The 18,807-nt window shown below is 71.2% G+C and carries 13 protein-coding genes; all 13 read right to left on the bottom strand.

Annotated elements, in window-relative coordinates:
- Positions 1–20: 20 nt before the first annotated feature.
- On the bottom strand, positions 21–1,352 hold the full coding sequence (locus ACF9IK_RS21410; protein WP_395295774.1) for a serpin family protein: 1,332 nt from the start codon (positions 1,350–1,352) through the stop codon (positions 21–23).
- Positions 1,353–1,440: 88 nt separating this feature from the next.
- A complete protein-coding gene (locus ACF9IK_RS21405; protein ID WP_395295773.1) occupies positions 1,441–2,655 on the bottom strand; it encodes a cytochrome P450 in 1,215 nt (404 codons plus the stop codon).
- A gap of 116 nt (positions 2,656–2,771) precedes the next feature.
- Positions 2,772–3,512: an SIR2 family NAD-dependent protein deacylase gene (locus tag ACF9IK_RS21400; protein ID WP_395295772.1), complete on the bottom strand. Its 741-nt coding sequence runs from the start codon at positions 3,510–3,512 to the stop codon at positions 2,772–2,774.
- 103 nt (positions 3,513–3,615) lie between these two features.
- A complete protein-coding gene (locus ACF9IK_RS21395; RefSeq protein WP_395295771.1) occupies positions 3,616–4,230 on the bottom strand; it encodes a hypothetical protein in 615 nt (204 codons plus the stop codon).
- 151 nt (positions 4,231–4,381) lie between these two features.
- Positions 4,382–5,080: a response regulator gene (locus ACF9IK_RS21390; protein ID WP_395295770.1), complete on the bottom strand. Its 699-nt coding sequence runs from the start codon at positions 5,078–5,080 to the stop codon at positions 4,382–4,384.
- Complete coding sequence (locus ACF9IK_RS21385; protein WP_395295769.1) at positions 5,080–6,267, bottom strand: sensor histidine kinase; 1,188 nt, start codon at positions 6,265–6,267, stop codon at positions 5,080–5,082. The genes ACF9IK_RS21390 and ACF9IK_RS21385 overlap by 1 nt, the downstream gene beginning before the upstream one ends.
- A gap of 79 nt (positions 6,268–6,346) precedes the next feature.
- Positions 6,347–7,021: a hypothetical protein gene (locus ACF9IK_RS21380; RefSeq protein WP_395295768.1), complete on the bottom strand. Its 675-nt coding sequence runs from the start codon at positions 7,019–7,021 to the stop codon at positions 6,347–6,349.
- Positions 7,022–7,200: 179 nt separating this feature from the next.
- The gene (locus ACF9IK_RS21375) at positions 7,201–11,094 is read right to left on the bottom strand and encodes a DNA-directed RNA polymerase subunit beta' (protein ID WP_395295767.1); all 3,894 of its coding nucleotides are present in this window, start codon (positions 11,092–11,094) and stop codon (positions 7,201–7,203) included.
- 101 nt (positions 11,095–11,195) lie between these two features.
- Positions 11,196–14,672, bottom strand: coding sequence for a DNA-directed RNA polymerase subunit beta (rpoB, locus tag ACF9IK_RS21370; RefSeq protein ID WP_395295766.1), 3,477 nt, complete (start codon positions 14,670–14,672; stop codon positions 11,196–11,198).
- Between the two features lie 735 nt (positions 14,673–15,407).
- Positions 15,408–15,791: a 50S ribosomal protein L7/L12 gene (gene rplL, locus ACF9IK_RS21365; RefSeq protein WP_395295765.1), complete on the bottom strand. Its 384-nt coding sequence runs from the start codon at positions 15,789–15,791 to the stop codon at positions 15,408–15,410.
- 88 nt (positions 15,792–15,879) lie between these two features.
- Complete coding sequence (rplJ, locus tag ACF9IK_RS21360) at positions 15,880–16,443, bottom strand: 50S ribosomal protein L10 (protein ID WP_238863793.1); 564 nt, start codon at positions 16,441–16,443, stop codon at positions 15,880–15,882.
- Between the two features lie 396 nt (positions 16,444–16,839).
- Positions 16,840–17,706 carry a hypothetical protein gene (locus ACF9IK_RS21355; RefSeq protein WP_395295764.1) on the bottom strand — a complete coding sequence of 289 codons (867 nt, stop codon included), beginning with the start codon at positions 17,704–17,706 and terminating at the stop codon, positions 16,840–16,842.
- A gap of 85 nt (positions 17,707–17,791) precedes the next feature.
- Entirely contained in the window at positions 17,792–18,748 is a 957-nt protein-coding gene (locus ACF9IK_RS21350) for a hypothetical protein (protein WP_395295763.1), read from the bottom strand.
- Positions 18,749–18,807: the final 59 nt, after the last annotated feature.

Raw genomic sequence — 18,807 nt, 5'->3', positions numbered from 1 at the left:
GCTCAGTACGGGGTCCCGGCTCAGTGCGCCTGGGGGTCGGTGACCTGGCCGAGGAAGAGCGGCCGCCCGTTGGCGGTGTCCCGGACCACGAAGAGGAACGGCCGGTCGACGTGCAGCACGGCGGGCTGCTTGGGGGCCTGCGCGGCCGCCGCCTCCAGGCTGACGCCGCTGCCGGCGGCGGCCACCGTGCCCTCCTCGTCCACCTGGACGGCGGCCTTCTGCACGACCGTGCCGATCACCAGCCGTTCGTCGGTGCCCGGGCCGGGGATGCCGCCGAAGTCGGCGGGGCCGAAGGCCGCCTGGACGCCGAGCGCGCGCAGTGCGGGGGTGAGCTCGTTGGCGGTGTCGAAGTGGAAGCGCGGCAGCGCCAGGTCGACCTGCCGCTCGGCGAGCGAGTCCAGGATCAGGGCCAGCTGCGTCTGGTCCAGACCCTTGCGGAAGGCCTCGAACCCTCCCTGCGCGGGCACCACCACATCCATCGCGAGCCGGCCGCCGGCGTAGGGCAGCTCGACGGCCTGCCACGGCTCGCCGAGGATGCCGCCGGAGCCCTCGGCGTAGCGCAGGGGCGCGCTCTGGCTCATCGTGCTGACCGCCGGGGTGGAGCCGTCGAGACGGTGGAACGGCCGGTCCGCGGTGTTCCCGGCCTTGAACGGGGAGGCCCACTTCGCCTTGAGGTAGAGCGCGTCGGTGAGCGCCAGCCGGGTGTCCCGGTTGAGCCCGTTCGGGCCGAAGAGGTCCTTGATCCGGCCCTCGGTCGCCTTCTCCACCGCCGCGTTGACGGTCTTGCGGGCATCGTCCGGGTGCTTCAGGAAGTCGACCGGGTGGACGCCGGTGTCGAAGGCGGCGGCCAGCGTGGCCAGGTAGTCCTGGCCGAGCGGGAAGCCCTGCTGGACCCAGAGGTCGTCGGCCTGCCGGAGGGTCAGCCCGTCGGCGGGCGGGACGCCGCGGCCGAGGGCGCCCATCGCGACGGCGTACTGCTGCGGGGTGAGGTCGGTGTGCAGCGCCTTGGCGAGTTCGTCGGCGGTGGTGCCGCGGGCGCCGGGCAGCACCATGGCGAGCACGGTCGCCAGGCCGGACGGGGAGAGCACCAGGTTCCGGCCGGCCTGGTCGGGCGTCGCGGTCAGGGTGTGCAGCAGGTCGAGGCCGAAGGCGTTGGCGGCGGCCGCGGTCGCGGCGAGCCGGACCGGGTCGGCCGGCGGCAGGGAGGCGGGTGCGGAGGCCCGGACGACGATCGGCGCGCCGGCCGCGCCGCTGCCGCACCCGGCGAGCAGCGGCGCGGCGAGCGCGGCGGTGAGGAGCAGGACCGCCGGGCGGCGGACGGGGAACCGGGTTCCGTGCGTACGGCTCGTCATGGCGATTCGACGTGCCCGCCGCCGGACCGGTTCCACGGCCCGCACCGGCCGGCGGCCCCGCTCGCCCCCGCCCGCTTCGCCCGGCCGCTCAGACCTCGACCGGCAGCTCCTGCAGCCCGCGGATCACGTAGCCCGGACGCCACTCGGGGTCGCGGACCAGCCGCAGGCCCGGCGCCCGGCGCAGCAGCGCGCCGAACGACTCGCTCAGCTCCAGCCTGGCGAGCGGGGCGCCGAGGCAGAAGTGGATGCCCGCGCCGAAGGTGATGTGCGGGTTGTCGGCACGGCCGAGGTCGAGCCGGTCGGGGTCGGCGAAACGGGCCGGGTCGCGGTTGGCGGAGCCGAAGAGCAGGGCGATCTCGGCGCCGCGCGGGATGGTGGCGCCGCGCACCTCGATGTCCTCCAGCACCCAGCGCTCGAACATCTGCAGCGGGGTGTCCCAGCGCATCAGCTCCTCGACGGCGGTCGGCAGCAGGCCGTCCACGTCGGCGCGCAGCCGGGCCAGCTCGTCGGGGTTGCGGAACAGCGCCCACCAGCCGTTTCCGGTGGTGTTGACGGTCGCCTCGTGGCCGGCGTTGAGCAGCAGCACGCAGGTGGAGACCATCTCCTGCTCGCTGAGCGCGTCCGCGCCCTCCTGGGCCTGGATCAGCGCGCTGATCAGGTCGCCGCCGGGGGCGGCCCGGCGCTCGCGGATCAGCGCCCGCAGGTACTCGGAGAACTCGGTGCTCGCGGTGACGGCCCGGCGGGCGGCCTCCTCGGTGGGGTTGAGCTCGAACATGCCGGTGATGTCGGCGGACCAGGGCCGCAGCAGGTGCCGGTCCGCCTCCGGGACGCCGAGCATCTCGGCGATCACCGCGACCGGCAGCGGTTCGGCGACGGCGGCGATCAGGTCGCCGCCGCCGGCCGCGAGCAGCCCGTCGACCAGTTCGCCGGCGAGCCGCTGCACGGTCGGCCGCAGGCCCTCGACCATCCGCGGGGTGAACGCCTTGGAGACCAGCCGGCGGATCCGGGTGTGGTCCGGGCCCTCAAGGTCGAGCAGCCCGTGGTCGTTGAGCGTGTGGAACGGTTCGTGAGCCGGGTCGGGTGCGGACCGGCCGAACTCCTCGTGGGTGAAGCGGTGGGTGTACGTCCGCCCGAGCCGCCGGTCCCGCAGCAGCGCGCTGACGTCCTCGTACCGGGACACCAGCCACTGGCCGGTCGGTTCGAAGTACGTCACCGGCGCGTGCTCGCGCAGCTCGGCGTACGCGTCGTACGGGTGGGCCACGAACGCCGCCGACCAGGGGTCGAACTTCGCCGTCGTCGTCATCGATCGATCACTCCTGGCCGTGAGGGGGAGCCGGGATGATCATCGTACGCACGCAGCCTGTCCGGTTTAAGTCCCTTCCGGGATCGGTTTCTCCCGGTCCTCCGGGGCCCGGCCGACTACCCGTACTGCTCCACCAGCCGGCGGACCAGTGCCGGGAGCGCCGTGGAGATGGGCTCGCGGACCACCTCGGCCGCCGCCTCGTCCAAGGGGGTGGGCTCGCCGTTCACGATGACCAGCCGGGCGCCGCTCCGCACCGCCTCCAACGGCAGTCCCGCCACGGGGAAGACCTGGAGGCTGGTGCCGACCGCGACGAAGAGGTCGCACGACCTGGCGACGGTGTCGGCCTGCTGGAGCACCGTCCGGTCCAGAGCCTCGCCGAACATCACCGTGCGGGGCCGGAGGATGCCGCCGCAGTCCCGGCAGGCCGGGTCCGGCTCGCCGGCCGCCACCCGCTCCAGCGCCCCGGCCATCGTTCCGACCGTCCGGCAGTCCACGCACTGCACCTCCTGTGCGGTGCCGTGCAGTTCGAGCACCTTGCGGGGCGTCAGGCCGGCCCGCTGCTGGAGGCCGTCGACGTTCTGGGTGAGCACCCGCATCGGCAGCCCGCTGCGTTCCAGCTCGACCAGGGCCCGGTGGCCGGCGTTCGGCTCGGCGGTCAGGGAGCCGGCGTCCCGGCGCAGTAGCCAGGCCCGGCGGCGGACGTCCGGGTCGGCCAGGTACGGGCCGACGGTGACCAGGTCCTGGGCGCTCGGGTCTCGCTGCCAGAGCCCGTTCGGGCCGCGGTAGTCGGGGATTCCGGAGTCGGTGGAGATGCCCGCTCCGGTGAGTACGGCGATCAGCGGACGCTTCGCGTTCATGCCCCGGACGGTATGGTCCGGCCGTCGGGGGCGCCAGCGAATTCCGCCCACGCCCCGCCACCGCCCGGACCTGGCCGTCCCGCCCGGGCCGGCACCGCCCCGCTCAGGCTTGGGCGGCCACCGGGCGGCGCAGTCCGGTGAAGCCCGCCAGCGGGGCCAGGGCCACCAGGTAGAGCACCGCGGCCACCGGGATCAGCGCCAGGTCGGCCGCCGTCATCGCGGTGCCGACCAGCACCAGCACCGGGCTCCACCAGCGCAGCGTGCGCGTCCGGCCCGCCGCGGCGGCCGCCAGCAGAGCCAGCAGGCCGACGTAGAACAGCGTCGGACCGACCGAGTAGAACGCCGGCAGCACCCCCGGCCGGCTCTGGACGGCGTCGAACAGCCGGTGCTGGTCCGCCTTGTCGACGGCCACCGCCCCGACGTACAGGTCGATGCCGATCTGCCCCAGCGAGGCCGCCAGGCCCGCGAAGGCCGTCCCGGCCGCCGCGTCGGCGGCGAGCCGGCCCGCCGCCCCGCGGGGCCGCAGCCCCCGGCGCAGCGCTGCCAGCACCACGCCGAACAGCAGCAGTCCGACGAACATCAGACCGTGGCCGACCAGCCAGCCGGGGCCCGGGTCGCGGGAGCCCTCCAGCAGCCGGATGCCGCCGTACAGGCCCATCAGGGCGGGGGCGCCGACGACGGCGAGCGGGATGAGGCGGGCGGGCTTCGAGGTGTCCATGGCTGCGCTCCGAATCTGCGGTCCGTTCCGACACCACCGATGCTGTCCGCTGCGGCCCTCGTCGCGGATCGCCCGTACCGGCGAAGTGGCCGCCTCCCCCGCGTGGGTGAGCCGCGCCCGGCCCCGCACCGTGCGCAGCCCGGGGCCGCGCTCAGCCCTGCCCGGCGACGACCGCCCCGGCCTCGTAGGCGAACACCACCGCGTGCACCCGGTCCCGCAGTCCGAGCTTGGCCAGCACATTGCTGACGTGCGTCTTCACCGTGTGCTCGCTCACCACCAGCTCGGCCGCGATCTCCGCGTTGGAGAGCCCCCGGGCCAGCAGCCGCAGCGTCTCCTGCTCCCGCGCGGTCAGCTGCTCCAGCAGCCGGGCCGGCGCCCGGACGCCCTGCACCCCCGGGACCGCGGCGCCCGGCCCGCCCGGCCGGCGGGCGGCGAACTCACCGATCAGCCGGCGGGTCACCGACGGTGCCAGCAGCGCCTCACCGGAGGCCACCATCCGCACGCCGTGCGCCAGGTCGTCCCGGCGGACGTCCTTCAGCAGGAAGCCGCTGGCCCCGGCGTACAACGCGTCGAAGACGTAGTCGTCGACGTCGAAGGTGGTCAGCATGATCACCTTGGTGGCCGGGTGCTCCGCGCAGACCCGCCGGGCCGCCTCCAGCCCGTCCATCACCGGCATCCGGACGTCCAGGAGCAGCACGTCGGGCTCGTGCACCCGCACCGCCTCGATCGCCTCGGCCCCGTCGCAGGCCTCGCCCACCACCTCGATGTCCGGCTGCGCGTCCAGGATCATCCCGAACCCGGCCCGCACCAGCTCCTGGTCGTCCGCGACGACCACCCGTATCGGCTGCATCAGCCCACCCTCTCCACCAGGCCCGCTGCGCCCAGGGGCAGCCGGGCGCTCACCAGGAAACCCCTGCCGCCCGGGCCCGGCCCGGCCTCGGCCCGGCCGCCGCAGGCCGCCGCCCGCTCCCGGATGCCGACCAGGCCGCGACCGCCGGACCAGCCGCTCGCCACGTGCTCCGACGACAGCCGCAGCCCGCGCCCGTCGTCGGCCACCGTGACCGACAGCTCCTCCCCCGCGCGGACCACCCGCACCGACACCCGCGAGGCCTCGGCGTGCTTCACGGCGTTCGTCAGCGCCTCCTGGACGATCCGGTAGGCCGCCGCCTCCACCTCGACCGGCCACGGCCCGGCGGAGGAGTCCACCTCCAGCTCGACCGCCGGCCCGGTACCGCTCACCCGCTCGGCCAGCGCCGGGAGTTCGGCCAGCCGCGGCTGCGGGGACAGCTCCGGCGCCGCGCCGTCCTCCTTCAACACCCCGAGCACCCGACGGAGTTGGACCATCGCATCGCGGCCCGCGCCGGCGATGTCGTCGAAGGCGCGGATCGCCCGGTCCGGATTGTCGCGCACCACCAGCGGCCCCGCCTCGGCCTGAACGACCATCAACGAGACCGCGTGCGCCAGGATGTCGTGCATCTCCCGGGCGATCCGGGCCCGCTCCTCGGCCACCGCGCGGGCCGCGTCGCTGGCCGCCCGCCGCCCGGCCTCCAGCGCCCGGTCCGCCTCCACCCGGGCCAGCCGGCGCAGCTCGCGCACCAGCGAGCCGAAGACGAAGGTGCCGATGGTCAGCAGCAGGCTGAAGAACGCGCCGTTCACCGAGTGCGTGCCCAGGATGTTGGAGACCACCAGGATCCCCAGCAGCAACCCCCGCTGCCAGTCGCGGGCCCGGTCCGCCACCGTGTAGATGGTGACCACCGCGTACACCGGGATCTGCGGCATCACCGAATGGGCGACCACCGACACCGGGATCGACGCCAGGCCGCTGAGCGCGGCCACCGTCAGCGGTGCCCGGCGGCGCCAGGGCAGCGGCAGGGCGGTGCCGATCGTCATCGCGTAGACCCACCAGGGCCAGTCCGTGTCGTCGTTCCGGACCGACCAGAGCGAGACCGCGAACGAGAACAACGCCAGCGGGACATCCAGCAGATACGGGTTCCCCCCGGCCGACCGGGCCCACCACTGTGCCACTCGTCCCACCACGACCCCTCCCCCGAGTCCGGGGGCACCGCCCCCGCGGAGAAGATCATGCCCCACCGGCAGGACGCTCGGCACGCGGATCTCAGCCATGCCCGACCGTCACGCCACCCGTCTCGGCCCGGGCGAGGATGCCGCGCGGCGCCCCCGGCTGCTGCGGCACCGCCACGTCCACCTCGCCCGTCCCGGCGCTCGCGTCCACCGCGTAGGCGTCTCCGGCCGGCACCCGTAGCCGGACCCCGCCGGTCCCGGTCCGCGCCTCGACCTTCGCCGGCGCGGCGGCGAAGGACGCCTCGATCCCGCCGGTGCCGGACCGCAGCAGCACCGTCCGCGAGGTCAGCCCGGTCGCCTCCACGCCGCCGGTGGAGACCGTCGCCTCCACCTCGCCGGCCAGCCCGCTCAGCCGCACGCCGCCGGTCTGCGCCGTCACCCGCACGGCCGTCCCGGCCGGCACGTCCACCTCGTAACCGAGCCCGCAGTCCTCGCAGTCGTAGGTCAGCGTCAGCGTTCCGTCCTTCAGCACGTGGCTGCTCCGGGGCGCCTCACCCCGGTAGCTCTGGTGCTCGGTGACCCGCACCTCGCTGCCGCCGCCACCGCGCACGACCACCCCGCCGGTGCGGCCCTGGACGACCAGCACCCGGACCGGCTCGGCCACCGCGTAGCCGACGTCCCGCCGCTCGCCGTCGTCCCCGACGAAGCACCCCGACATCCCGGCCAGCACCGCCCCCGTGATCGCCATCGCACCCAGCACCCGCTTCATCCCTGCTCCTCCCGCATCCGTGCTCCGATGCCCCGAGGCTCCCCCGGGCCGTCCCGCCGGCGCCTCGCCCGCCGGAGCGGTTTCCCCGCCTCCCCCGCGCGACGGATCCGGCCGCGGGAACGCCGCAGGGCGGCCACCCGAATGGGGTGACCGCCCTGCGGCGTTCAGTGACCGTGGACTCAGCCGGTGTACGGGCCGTAGTCGTAGTCGTCCAGCGGGACCGCCTGGCCGGAGCCGGCGCCGAAGGGCGACAGGTCGTAGTCGTCGTAACCGACGGCCGAGTACATGGCGGCCTTGGCCTCCTCGGTCGGCTCGACCCGGATGTTGCGGTAGCGGGGCAGACCCGTACCGGCCGGGATGAGCTTACCGAGGATGACGTTCTCCTTGAGGCCCAGCAGCGGGTCCGACTTGGCGTGGATCGCCGCGTCGGTGAGGACCCGGGTCGTCTCCTGGAAGGAGGCGGCCGACAGCCAGGACTCGGTGGCCAGCGAGGCCTTGGTGATACCCATCAGCTGCGGACGGCCGGAGGCGGGGTGACCGCCCTCGGAGACCACGCGACGGTTCTCCTGCTCGAAGCGGCCGCGCTCGACGAGCTCGCCCGGGAGCAGCTCGGCGTCGCCCGACTCGATGATCGTCACGCGGCGGAGCATCTGCCGGATGATGATCTCGATGTGCTTGTCGTGGATCGACACACCCTGCGAGTTGTAGACCTTCTGGACCTCGGCGACCAGGTGGACCTGGACGGCGCGCTGGCCCATGATGCGCAGGACGTCGTGCGGGTTGGTGGCACCCATGGTCAGCTTCTGGCCGACCTCGACCGCCTCGCCCTCGCTGACGAGCAGCTTCACACGCTTCGAGACCGGGTAGGCGATCTCGTCGGTGCCGTCGTCCGGCGTGACGACCAGCTTGCGGGTCTTCTCGGTGTCCTCGATGCGGACCCGGCCCTGCGCCTCCGAGATCGGGGCCACACCCTTGGGGGTACGGGCCTCGAAGAGCTCGACGACACGCGGCAGACCCTGGGTGATGTCGTCACCGGCCACACCACCGGTGTGGAAGGTACGCATGGTCAGCTGGGTACCGGGCTCACCGATGGACTGGGCGGCGATGATGCCGACCGCCTCACCGATGTCGACCAGCTTGCCGGTGGCCAGCGAGCGCCCGTAGCACATGGCACAGGTGCCGACGGCCGACTCACAGGTCAGGATCGAGCGGGTCTTGACCTCGCTGATGCCGTGGCGGATCAGCTCGTCGATCAGCACGTCACCGAGGTCGGTGTTGGCGGTGGCGAGGAGCTTGCCGTCCACCGTGATGTCCTCGGCCAGCATGCGGGCGTAGACGCTGGTCTCGACGTCGTCGGCCTTGCGCAGCACGCCGTCGGCGCCGACGGAACCGATCGCCAGCTTCAGGCCGCGCTCGGTGCCGCAGTCCTCCTCGCGGATGATGACGTCCTGGGAGACGTCGACCAGACGACGGGTGAGGTAACCGGAGTCGGCGGTACGGAGGGCGGTGTCCGCGAGACCCTTACGGGCACCGTGGGTGGAGATGAAGTACTCCAGCACGGAGAGACCCTCACGGAACGACGCCTTGATGGGTCGCGGGATGGTCTCGTTCTTCGCGTTGGACACCAGACCACGCATACCGGCGATCTGGCGCATCTGCATCATGTTTCCACGAGCACCCGAGTCGACCATCATGAAGATGGGGTTCGTCTTCGGGAAGTTCGCGGCCATGGCGTCCGCGACCTCGTTGGTCGCCTGGGTCCAGATGCCGACGAGCTCCTGCTTGCGCTCGTCGTTGGTGATCAGACCGCGCTCGTACTGCTTCTGGACCTTCTCCGCCTTCGCCTCGAAGCCCTCCAGGATCTGGGGCTTGCTCGGCGGGACGATGACGTCCGAGATCGAGACGGTGACACCCGAGCGGGTCGACCAGTGGAAGCCGGCCGCCTTCAGGTTGTCCAGGGTCGCCGCGACGACGACCTTGGGGTAGCGCTCCGCCAGGTCGTTGACGATCGCGGAGAGCTGCTTCTTGCCCACCTCGAAGTCGACGAACGGGTAGTCCTCGGGCAGCAGCTCGTTGAAGAGCGCACGGCCCAGGGTGGTGTTCAGGCGGAAGGACTCGCCCTCGAACCAGGTCGGGCGGCCCTCCTCGTCCACCGGAGCGGTCCAGCCGCGGGGCGGGACGGTGCCGATGGGCAGGCGCAGCTCGATCGGGGCCTGGACGTCCAGCTCGCGGGCGTCGAAGGCCATGATCGCCTCGGCGGTCGACGAGAAGGAGCGGCCGGCGCCCTTCACGTTCTCGCGGTCCGAGGTGAGGAAGAACAGACCGAGCACCATGTCCTGGGTCGGCATGGTGACGGGGCGACCGTCGGCCGGCTTCAGGATGTTGTTCGAGGACAGCATCAGGATGCGGGCCTCGGCCTGCGCCTCCGCGGAGAGCGGCAGGTGGACGGCCATCTGGTCACCGTCGAAGTCCGCGTTGAACGCGGTGCAGACGAGCGGGTGGATCTGGATGGCCTTGCCCTCGACCAGCTGCGGCTCGAAGGCCTGGATGCCGAGGCGGTGCAGGGTGGGTGCACGGTTCAGCAGCACCGGGTGCTCGGCGATGACCTCTTCGAGCACGTCCCACACGACCGGGCGGGCGCGCTCGACCATGCGCTTGGCCGACTTGATGTTCTGCGCGTGGTTCAGGTCGACCAGGCGCTTCATCACGAACGGCTTGAAGAGCTCCAGCGCCATGGCCTTCGGCAGACCGCACTGGTGCAGCTTGAGCTGCGGGCCGACGACGATGACCGAACGGGCCGAGTAGTCGACTCGCTTGCCGAGCAGGTTCTGGCGGAAACGACCCTGCTTGCCCTTCAGCATGTCGCTGAGGGACTTCAGCGGGCGGTTGCCCGGACCGGTGACCGGACGGCCGCGGCGGCCGTTGTCGAACAGCGCGTCGACGGCCTCCTGGAGCATGCGCTTCTCGTTGTTCACGATGATCTCGGGCGCGCCGAGGTCGAGAAGCCGCTTCAGGCGGTTGTTGCGGTTGATGACGCGGCGGTACAGGTCGTTCAGGTCGGAGGTCGCGAAGCGGCCACCGTCCAGCTGGACCATCGGACGCAGGTCCGGCGGGATGACCGGGACGCAGTCCAGCACCATGCCGTTGGGCTTGTTGGTGGTCTGCAGGAACGCGGAGACGACCTTGAGGCGCTTGAGCGCACGGGTCTTCTTCTGGCCCTTGCCGGTGCGGATGATCTCGCGCAGGCGCTCGGACTCCTCCGCCAGGTCGAAGGTCTCCAGGCGGTCCTTGAGGGCCGCCGCGCCCATCGAGCCGGAGAAGTAGGTGCCGAAGCGGTCGCGCAGCTCGCGGTAGAGCAGCTCGTCGCCTTCGAGGTCCTGGACCTTGAGGTTCTTGAAGCGGGCCCACACCTCGTCGAGGCGGTCGAGCTCGCGCTGCGCGCGGTCGCGCAGCTGCTTCATCTCGCGCTCGGCGCCCTCGCGCACCTTGCGGCGCACGTCGGCCTTGGCGCCCTCGGCCTCCAGCTCGGCCAGGTCGGTCTCGGCCTTCTTGGCGCGGGCTTCGAGGTCGGAGTCGCGGCGGTTCTCGATCTGCTGGCGCTCGACCGAGACGTGCGCCTCCAGGGACGGCAGGTCACGCTGACGGCGCTCGTCGTCGACCCAGGTGATCATGTAGGCGGCGAAGTAGATGACCTTCTCAAGGTCCTTCGGCGCCAGGTCCAGCAGGTAGCCCAGGCGGGACGGGACACCCTTGAAGTACCAGATGTGGGTGACCGGAGCGGCCAGCTCGATGTGGCCCATCCGCTCACGGCGCACCTTGGCACGGGTCACCTCGACGCCGCAGCGCTCACAGATGATGCCCTTGAAGCGGACGCGCTTGTACTTGCCGCAGTAGCACTCCCAGTCCCGGGTGGGGCCGAAGATCTTCTCGCAGAAGAGTCCGTCCTTTTCGGGCTTCAGGGTGCGGTAGTTGATGGTCTCCGGCTTCTTGACCTCGCCGTGCGACCACTGGCGGATGTCGTCGGCGGTGGCCAGGCCGATGCGGAGCTCGTCGAAGAAGTTGACGTCAAGCACTGGTCGTCAAGCCCTCTTTCGTAAGTCGAGAGTCGTTCGTGTGGTCTGAGGGGGGCCTGGGGGCGGGCCGGCTGCTCAGCGGGCAGCCGGCCCAACCTCCGTCAGACCTCTTCGACGCTGCTCGGCTCGCGCCGGGACAGGTCGATGCCGAGCTCCTCGGCGGCGCGGAACACGTCCTCGTCGGAGTCCCGCATCTCGATGGACTGGCCGTCCGAGGACAGCACCTCCACGTTGAGGCAGAGCGACTGCATTTCCTTGATGAGGACCTTGAAGGACTCGGGAATGCCGGGCTCGGGGATGTTCTCGCCCTTGACGATGGCCTCGTAGACCTTCACGCGGCCGAGAACGTCATCGGACTTGATGGTGAGCAGCTCCTGCAGCGCGTACGCGGCGCCGTATGCCTCAAGGGCCCACACCTCCATCTCACCGAAGCGCTGACCACCGAACTGCGCCTTACCACCGAGCGGCTGCTGGGTGATCATCGAGTACGGGCCGGTCGAGCGGGCGTGCAGCTTGTCGTCGACCAGGTGGTGCAGCTTGAGGATGTACATGTAGCCGACCGAGATCGGCATCGGGAACGGCTCGCCGGAGCGGCCGTCGAACAGCCGGGCCTTGCCGGTGGAGTTCACCAGGCGCTCACCGTCACGGGTGAGGGTGGTGTTGTCCAGCAGACCGGTGATCTCGTCCTCGCGGGCGCCGTCGAAGACCGGGGTGGCGAGGTTGGTGCCGCCCTCGACCTTGTCCGCGCCGATCGCCTGCAGGCGCTGGGCCCACTCGTCGGCCAGGCCGGAGACGTCCCAGCCCTGCTGGGCGAGCCAGCCGAGGTGGATCTCCAGGACCTGTCCCGGGTTCATTCGGGACGGGACACCCAGCGGGTTGAGGATGATGTCGACCGGGGTGCCGTCCTCAAGGAAGGGCATGTCCTCGACCGGGAGGATCTTGGAGATGACACCCTTGTTGCCGTGGCGGCCGGCGAGCTTGTCACCGTTGGTGATCTTGCGCTTCTGGGCCACGTAGACGCGGACCAGCTGGTTCACGCCCGGGGGAAGCTCGTCGCCCTCCTCGCGGTCGAAGACGCGGACGCCGATGACCTTGCCGGACTCACCGTGCGGCACCTTCAGCGAGGTGTCGCGGACCTCGCGCGCCTTCTCACCGAAGATCGCGCGGAGCAGGCGCTCCTCCGGGGTCAGCTCGGTCTCACCCTTCGGGGTGACCTTGCCGACCAGGATGTCGCCGGTGACGACGTCGGCGCCGATGCGGATGATGCCGCGCTCGTCGAGGTCGGCGAGGACCTCCTCGGAGACGTTCGGGATGTCCCGGGTGATCTCCTCGGGGCCGAGCTTGGTGTCACGGGCGTCGACCTCGTGCTCCTCGATGTGGATCGAGGAGAGGACGTCGTCCTGCACGAGGCGCTGCGACAGGATGATCGCGTCCTCGTAGTTGTGGCCCTCCCACGACATGAACGCCACGAGGAGGTTCTTGCCGAGCGCCATCTCGCCCTCGTCGGTGCACGGGCCGTCGGCCAGCACCTGGCCGGCCTCGACCCGGGCGCCCTCGTCCACGAGCACCTTCTGGTTGAAGGAGGTGCCCTGGTTCGAGCGGGTGAACTTGGCGGCGCGGTACGTGGTGTACGTGCCGTCGTCGTTGGCCACGGTGACGTAGTCGGCCGAGACCTCCTGGACGACACCGGCCTTCTCGGCGGTGATCACGTCCGCGGCGTCGACGGCGCAGCGGTACTCCATGCCGGTACCGACCAGCGGGGCCTCGCTCTTCAGCAGCGGCACCGCCTGGCGCATCATGTTCGAGCCCATGAGCGCGCGGTTGGCGTCGTCGTGCTCCAGGAACGGGATCATGGCGGTCGCGACCGACACCATCTGGCGCGGCGAGACGTCCATGTAGTCGATCTCGGTGCCCGGGATGTAGTCGATCTCGCCACCACGGCGGCGGACCAGGACGCGCGGCTCGGCGAAGTGCAGGTCCGCGGTCAGCGGCGCGTTCGCCTGGGCGATGACGTAGCGGTCCTCCTCGTCGGCGGTCAGGTAGTCCACCTGCTCGGTGACCACACCGTCGACGACCTTGCGGTACGGGGTCTCGATGAAGCCGAAGGCGTTGACCCGGCCGTACGAGGCCAGCGACCCGATCAGACCGATGTTCGGGCCTTCCGGGGTCTCGATCGGACACATGCGGCCGTAGTGCGAGGGGTGCACGTCACGGACCTCGAAGCCGGCGCGCTCACGGGAGAGACCACCGGGACCGAGGGCGGACAGACGGCGCTTGTGGGTCAGGCCCGACAGCGGGTTCGTCTGGTCCATGAACTGCGACAGCTGGCTGGTGCCGAAGAACTCCTTGATGGAGGCGACGACCGGCCGGATGTTGATCAGGGTCTGCGGCGTGATCGCCTCGACGTCCTGGGTGGTCATGCGCTCGCGCACGACGCGCTCCATGCGGGCGAGACCCGTACGGACCTGGTTCTGGATGAGCTCGCCGACGTTGCGCAGGCGGCGGTTGCCGAAGTGGTCGATGTCGTCGACCTCGACCACGATGTCGCGGCCGTTCTCGTCGCGCCACTCGGTCTCACCGGCGTGCAGCTTCACCAGGTACTTGATCGCACCGATGATGTCGGGCTCGGTGAGCACGCCGGAGTCCAGCGACTCGGCGTTGCCCAGCTTGCGGTTGACCTTGTAGCGGCCGACCTTCGCGAGGTCGTAGCGCTTCGGGTTGAAGTAGAGGTTCTCCAGCAGCGTCTGCGCGGCCTCACGCGTCGGCGGCTCGCCCGGGCGCAGCTTGCGGTAGATGTCCAGCAGCGCGTCGTCCTGGCCCTGGGTGTGGTCCTTCTCCAGGGTGGCGCGCATCGACTCGTACTCGCCGAACTCCTCGAGAATCATCTCGTTGGTCCAGCCGAGCGCCTTGAGCAGCACGGTGACGGACTGCTTGCGCTTGCGGTCGATGCGGACGCCGACCATGTCGCGCTTGTCGATCTCCATCTCCAGCCAGGCACCACGCGAGGGGATGACCTTGCAGGAGTAGATGTCCTTGTCGGACACCTTGTCCAGGGTGGAGTCGAAGTACACACCCGGGGAGCGGACCAGCTGCGACACGACGACACGCTCGGTGCCGTTGATCACGAACGTGCCCTTGTGGGTCATGAGCGGGAAGTCGCCCATGAAGACCGTCTGAGACTTGATCTCACCGGTCTCGTTGTTGGTGAACTCGGCCGTGACGAAGAGCGGAGCCGCGTACGTGAAGTCGCGGTCCTTGCACTCGTCAATGGAGTTCTTCGGCGGCTCGAAACGGTGGTCGCGGAAGGTCAGGGACATCGACCCGCTGAAGTCCTCGATCGGCGAGATCTCCTCGAAGATCTCCTCCAGACCGGACTTGGTGGGGACGTCCAGACCAGACTCCAGCGCCTGCTCGACCCGGGCCTTCCAGGCCGCGTTGCCGAGCAGCCAGTCAAAGCTCTCGGTCTGCAGGGCCAGGAGGTTCGGGACCTCAAGGGGCTCCTTGATCTTCGCGAAGGAGACGCGGAGCGGGGCGGTGGATGCGGCGGAATTGTTCGAGGCGTTGCGCGGCGCGGCCAAGAGGGGGGTCCTTCCGAGGGCTCGGAGCTCACTACGCGCATACCAGCCGGGCCTTCACGGGCTTGGATCCGCCTCCGTCGCCGTCGGCCTCCGCCGGGGGAAATCCCAGGTCAGAGCCGCTTTGCGGAGGCGATGCCAGACCCCTTCAGGGCAACGCAGACTCCGGGCGACGAGTCACGGAGCAGCTAACAGGCAGCGCAAAGGGACAGTGTAGCCAAACGGCACACTGCTGTCCAGCTCTGATTCGGAAACCGAATCGGAGACTCCTCCCGGTCGCCGGCGGACGCGGACGCCCACCGGGTACTGCACGGCCCGGGAACTCCCGGACCTCCACCACTCACGTGGAGTCACTTCCCGCCGGAGCCACTGGTTATGCATCCAGTGGTGGACCAACCGGGGCGGACTCGCGCCTTGAGAATCGCGCGCCGCGCCTGGTTCGTCAAGGGCCCGCCTCCGGTGCGGGCCTCGACCTGTCCATCGGCGCGGACCCGCCCGGCGTTACAGATGCCGTGGTCGGGGCCACTGCCGGCGACAGCGATCACCATACCCGCCCGCACCGACAGTGCCGAGTGCGCTCTCGGCCAGACCGGTGGTTCGACCGCGCGGAGCGCCCCGGGAGCGGGAACGCGAAAAGGCCGGGCCGACCACCCGCAAGGGTGATCGGCCCGGCCTCGGAGCTCCCGCCCCTCAGAGGGGGCGTGGGGGCACCTCCCGGCCGCTAGGGCCGGGAGAGAGTCACTTGACGGTGACCTTGGCGCCGGCGCCCTCAAGGGCGGCCTTGGCCTTCTCGGCAACGTCCTTGGCGACCTTCTCCAGGACCTTGGCACCAGCGGTGTCAACGAGGTCCTTGGCCTCCTTCAGGCCGAGGGAGGTCAGGGTGCGCACCTCCTTGATGACCTGGATCTTCTTGTCGCCGGCGGCGTCGAGGATGACGTCGAACTCGTCCTGCTCCTCAGCGGCCTCGGTCGGGGCGGCCGGGCCACCGACGGCGGCGACGGCGACCGGGGCGGCAGCGGTGACGTCGAACTTCTCCTCGAAGGCCTTCACGAAGGCGGCGAGCTCGATGAGGGTGAGCTCCTCGAACTGCGCGAGCAGCTCGTCCTGGGACAGCTTCGCCATGATGGCGTCCTTCCACTAAATCGGCAGGTGGTGCCGTATGTACGGGTTGGGCGGGCACGGGCCCGCAGCGAGGCGTGAGCCTGCGGAATTACTCCGCGGCCTCGTCCTCGGCGGCGGGAGCCGGCGTACCGGCACCGCCCTGCTCGACCTTGTCGCGCAGCGCGTCCACAGTGCGGACGAGCTTCGACGGCAGGGCCTGGAAGAGCGCGGCAGCCTGGGACTGCTTGGCCTTCAGGGCACCCGCCAGCTTGGCGAGCAGCACCTCGCGGGACTCAAGGTCCGCGAGCTTCTTGATGTCATCGGCGGACAGTGCCTTGCCATCAAGAACACCGCCCTTGATGACGAGAGCGGGGTTCTCCTTGGCGAAGTCACGCAGAGCCTTCGCCGACTCCACCGGGTCACCGGTGACGAAGGCAACAGCCGTCGGACCGGCGAACAGGTCGTCGAGCTCCGTGATCCCGACCTCGTTGGCCGCGATCTTGGTCAGCGTGTTCTTCACCACGGCGTACTGGGCGTTGTCACCCAGCGAGCGACGCAGGGTCTTGACCTGCTTCACCGTCAGACCGCGGTACTCGGTCAGCACGGCCGCGTTCGAGCCACGGAACATCTCCGTGATCTCGGCGACGGCAGCAGCCTTGTCGGGCCTAGCCATAGGCTTACGCCTCCTTCCGTGATGTCGAAGTCCGGCCGACCGCGAGAGTCGACCATTCGCGCCGCGGACCACCGGACGGAAGGAAGGCCTCTGCGGAAAAGCAGATGAGCCCCGGTGCGCAGGCGCACGGGGCTCAGCACGACCTCGACAGGTCCCGTGTGCGGACACACACGACCCGGAAGTCCAAGCTCCAAACAGTCCTGCGCGGGCTGCCTGCGACGAAGCGCAGATCCTTCGGCCGCGAACACCCTTTCGGACGCACCGCGACAACCAGCGGTCTTTGGCTTCGGCAACAGTAGCCGGACTCCGCCGTCCGGGGCAAATCGCCCGTCGCGGGGCTTCCCCGGGGCTGCCGCAGGGGCGCCACCGGGCTCCGCCGCCGGCCGGCGGGCGGGGTCAGCGGGCCAGCGGGGAGACGCTGCGGGTGCCGGCGTCCACGGTGTCCCCCTCGGCCGGGGCCTGCACCGAGAGGGGCCCGGCGAACTCCGAGTAGAGCACCGTGTCGTCCGCCCGGCCGATCTCCCCCGTGCCGGTGCGCTGCAGCTTCACCAGCTGGTCCTTGTCGTTCAGCCACAGGTCCAGGGTCAGCGAGACCGAGCCGCCCGGGGTCAGCGCGGCGCGCAGCCCGTCCCGCCGGGCCGGGCCCAGTTGGGTCTGCGCCGCGGCATACCGCTCGGCGTCGGTGGTGACCCGGTAGTGCGCCACCGTCGCGTCCTCGAACTTCTCCTCACCGACGAACTGCGCCTCCACCCCGTCCGCGGTGGCGGCGGCCAGCGCCTCGGCCGGGTTGAGCAGGTCGATCAGACCTGCGTACGGGATCTCCTTGTGGCCGTCCGGCCCCGGCGGGACGGAGAACCGCTCCCAGTGCCGGCCGCCGAGCCGGGCCGTGGCGGCCGCGTCGCCGCCCTGGTAGGCGACGGTGTCGACGACGATCAGCTGCTCGGCCTCGGCCGGAGTGGTGCGTTTCACCTGGAGCGCCGTCTTCGGCAGCCAGAACAGCGGGCCGGTGCCGGCGTCCGACCCCAGCCGGTAGTTCACCTTGGCCCGGCGGGCGGTCTGGGCGGCGAGCTGGGCCGAGAGCAGGACGCCGTGCGGCGAGCGGTCGGTCGGCTTCGCCGGGCCGGTCGGGGAGGCACTGGTCGGCGTCGGCGTGGGCGTGTGCGGGGGCGTCGGCACGGCCGCCCCGTCGCCCCCGCACGCCGTCAGGCCGCCCGCCAGCAGCACCGCGGCCGTCCCGGCCGCCAGCCGCCGCCGAACCGCCATGCCCGTCTCCCCGTTCCGTCCCGTCACCGACCGTCCGCCCCGCGCCGCCGCGTCCCCGCGAGCCACCATGCCACCAGCGGGCCGGTCAGCTCGCGGCGCCCCCCTTGGCCGCCCCGGCGACATCCGCCAACTCGGCGACGTCCGAGGCGTCCGGCGCCGTGGTGGCGACCTTGGTGCCGTAGTCCGAGTAGGTGACGGTGACCTTGAACGGGCCGGCCTTGGTGTCGGCCTCCTCGGTCCGCTTCACCACCAGGTTGTCCGAGTCGACCCAGACGTCGACCGTCTCGCTGGTGACCCCGGCGGCACCGAGGTTCTTCTTCACCTGGGCGAGCTGCTCGTCGGTCAGCCCGCTGCCGCTCGCCGCGGCGGCCAGGTCGGCGACGGTCAGCTCGCCGGTGTAGTGGGTGGTCTGCTTGCCGCCGACGGTCTCCTTGCCGGCCTCGCTGACCCTGCCCGACGCGATCAGGGTCCGCACGCCCTCGACCGGGTCGGCGCTCTTCAGCTGGTTGCCGCCGATCCCGCCCTGGGCCTTGCCGAGGTCCTCGTAGGTGTAGTGCAGCCAGTGCTTGCCGCCGAGCTCCTGGGCGGCCTGGCCGCCCACCCGCATGTACATCCCGTCCTTGAGGTACCGGGCGGTGAGGGTCGAACCGCCGGTGAGCCCGGAGAGCTGCTTGCCCGCCGGCGTCGCCGACATGTCCATCTGCAACTCGCCCTGGAGTCCTGCGGCCCAGGAGATGGCCCCGGCCGCCGTGATCCTCCCGCCGCCGACGCTGATCTCCTCGGTGATCTTCGCGGAGGTCTGCGCGCCGGTCTTCTCGGTGACCAGCTTCAGGTAGGCCGCCGGGGTCAGCTTGACCGGGGCCTCCTTGGTCGGCTCGGCGGTCGGAGCGGCCGTGGCCGTGGCCGGCTGGGCGGCGGCCGAGGTCGGCGCGGCGGGTGCGGCGTTGCCGCTCTTGTCGTCGCCGTTGCAGGCGGTCGCGGTCAGGGCCAGCGCGGCCAGCACGACGGTCACGGCGGTGTTGCGGGTGGTGGTTCCAGCCATGATTCCCCTCCGAGGAGCTCCCGGGCGCACGGTGCGCCCGGAGCGGAAGCCGGTGAAGA

It is taken from the genome of Kitasatospora hibisci (assembly GCF_043950205.1).
In the GTDB taxonomy this organism is placed as follows: domain Bacteria; phylum Actinomycetota; class Actinomycetes; order Streptomycetales; family Streptomycetaceae; genus Kitasatospora; species Kitasatospora hibisci.
This window is presented reverse-complemented; position numbering and strand designations above follow the sequence as displayed.

Bases quoted from the DNA above. Each gene is read 5' to 3' on its own strand.
- ACF9IK_RS21410 (WP_395295774.1), bottom strand. From the start codon at position 1,352: ATGACGAGCCGTACGCACGGAACCCGGTTCCCCGTCCGCCGCCCGGCG.
- ACF9IK_RS21380 (WP_395295768.1), bottom strand. From the start codon at position 7,021: ATGAAGCGGGTGCTGGGTGCGATGGCGATCACGGGGGCGGTGCTGGCC.
- ACF9IK_RS21400 (WP_395295772.1), bottom strand. From the start codon at position 3,512: ATGAACGCGAAGCGTCCGCTGATCGCCGTACTCACCGGAGCGGGCATC.
- rplJ (WP_238863793.1), bottom strand. From the start codon at position 16,443: ATGGCTAGGCCCGACAAGGCTGCTGCCGTCGCCGAGATCACGGAGATG.
- ACF9IK_RS21350 (WP_395295763.1), bottom strand. From the start codon at position 18,748: ATGGCTGGAACCACCACCCGCAACACCGCCGTGACCGTCGTGCTGGCC.
- ACF9IK_RS21405 (WP_395295773.1), bottom strand. From the start codon at position 2,655: ATGACGACGACGGCGAAGTTCGACCCCTGGTCGGCGGCGTTCGTGGCC.
- ACF9IK_RS21355 (WP_395295764.1), bottom strand. From the start codon at position 17,706: ATGGCGGTTCGGCGGCGGCTGGCGGCCGGGACGGCCGCGGTGCTGCTG.
- ACF9IK_RS21395 (WP_395295771.1), bottom strand. From the start codon at position 4,230: ATGGACACCTCGAAGCCCGCCCGCCTCATCCCGCTCGCCGTCGTCGGC.
- ACF9IK_RS21390 (WP_395295770.1), bottom strand. From the start codon at position 5,080: ATGCAGCCGATACGGGTGGTCGTCGCGGACGACCAGGAGCTGGTGCGG.
- rplL (WP_395295765.1), bottom strand. From the start codon at position 15,791: ATGGCGAAGCTGTCCCAGGACGAGCTGCTCGCGCAGTTCGAGGAGCTC.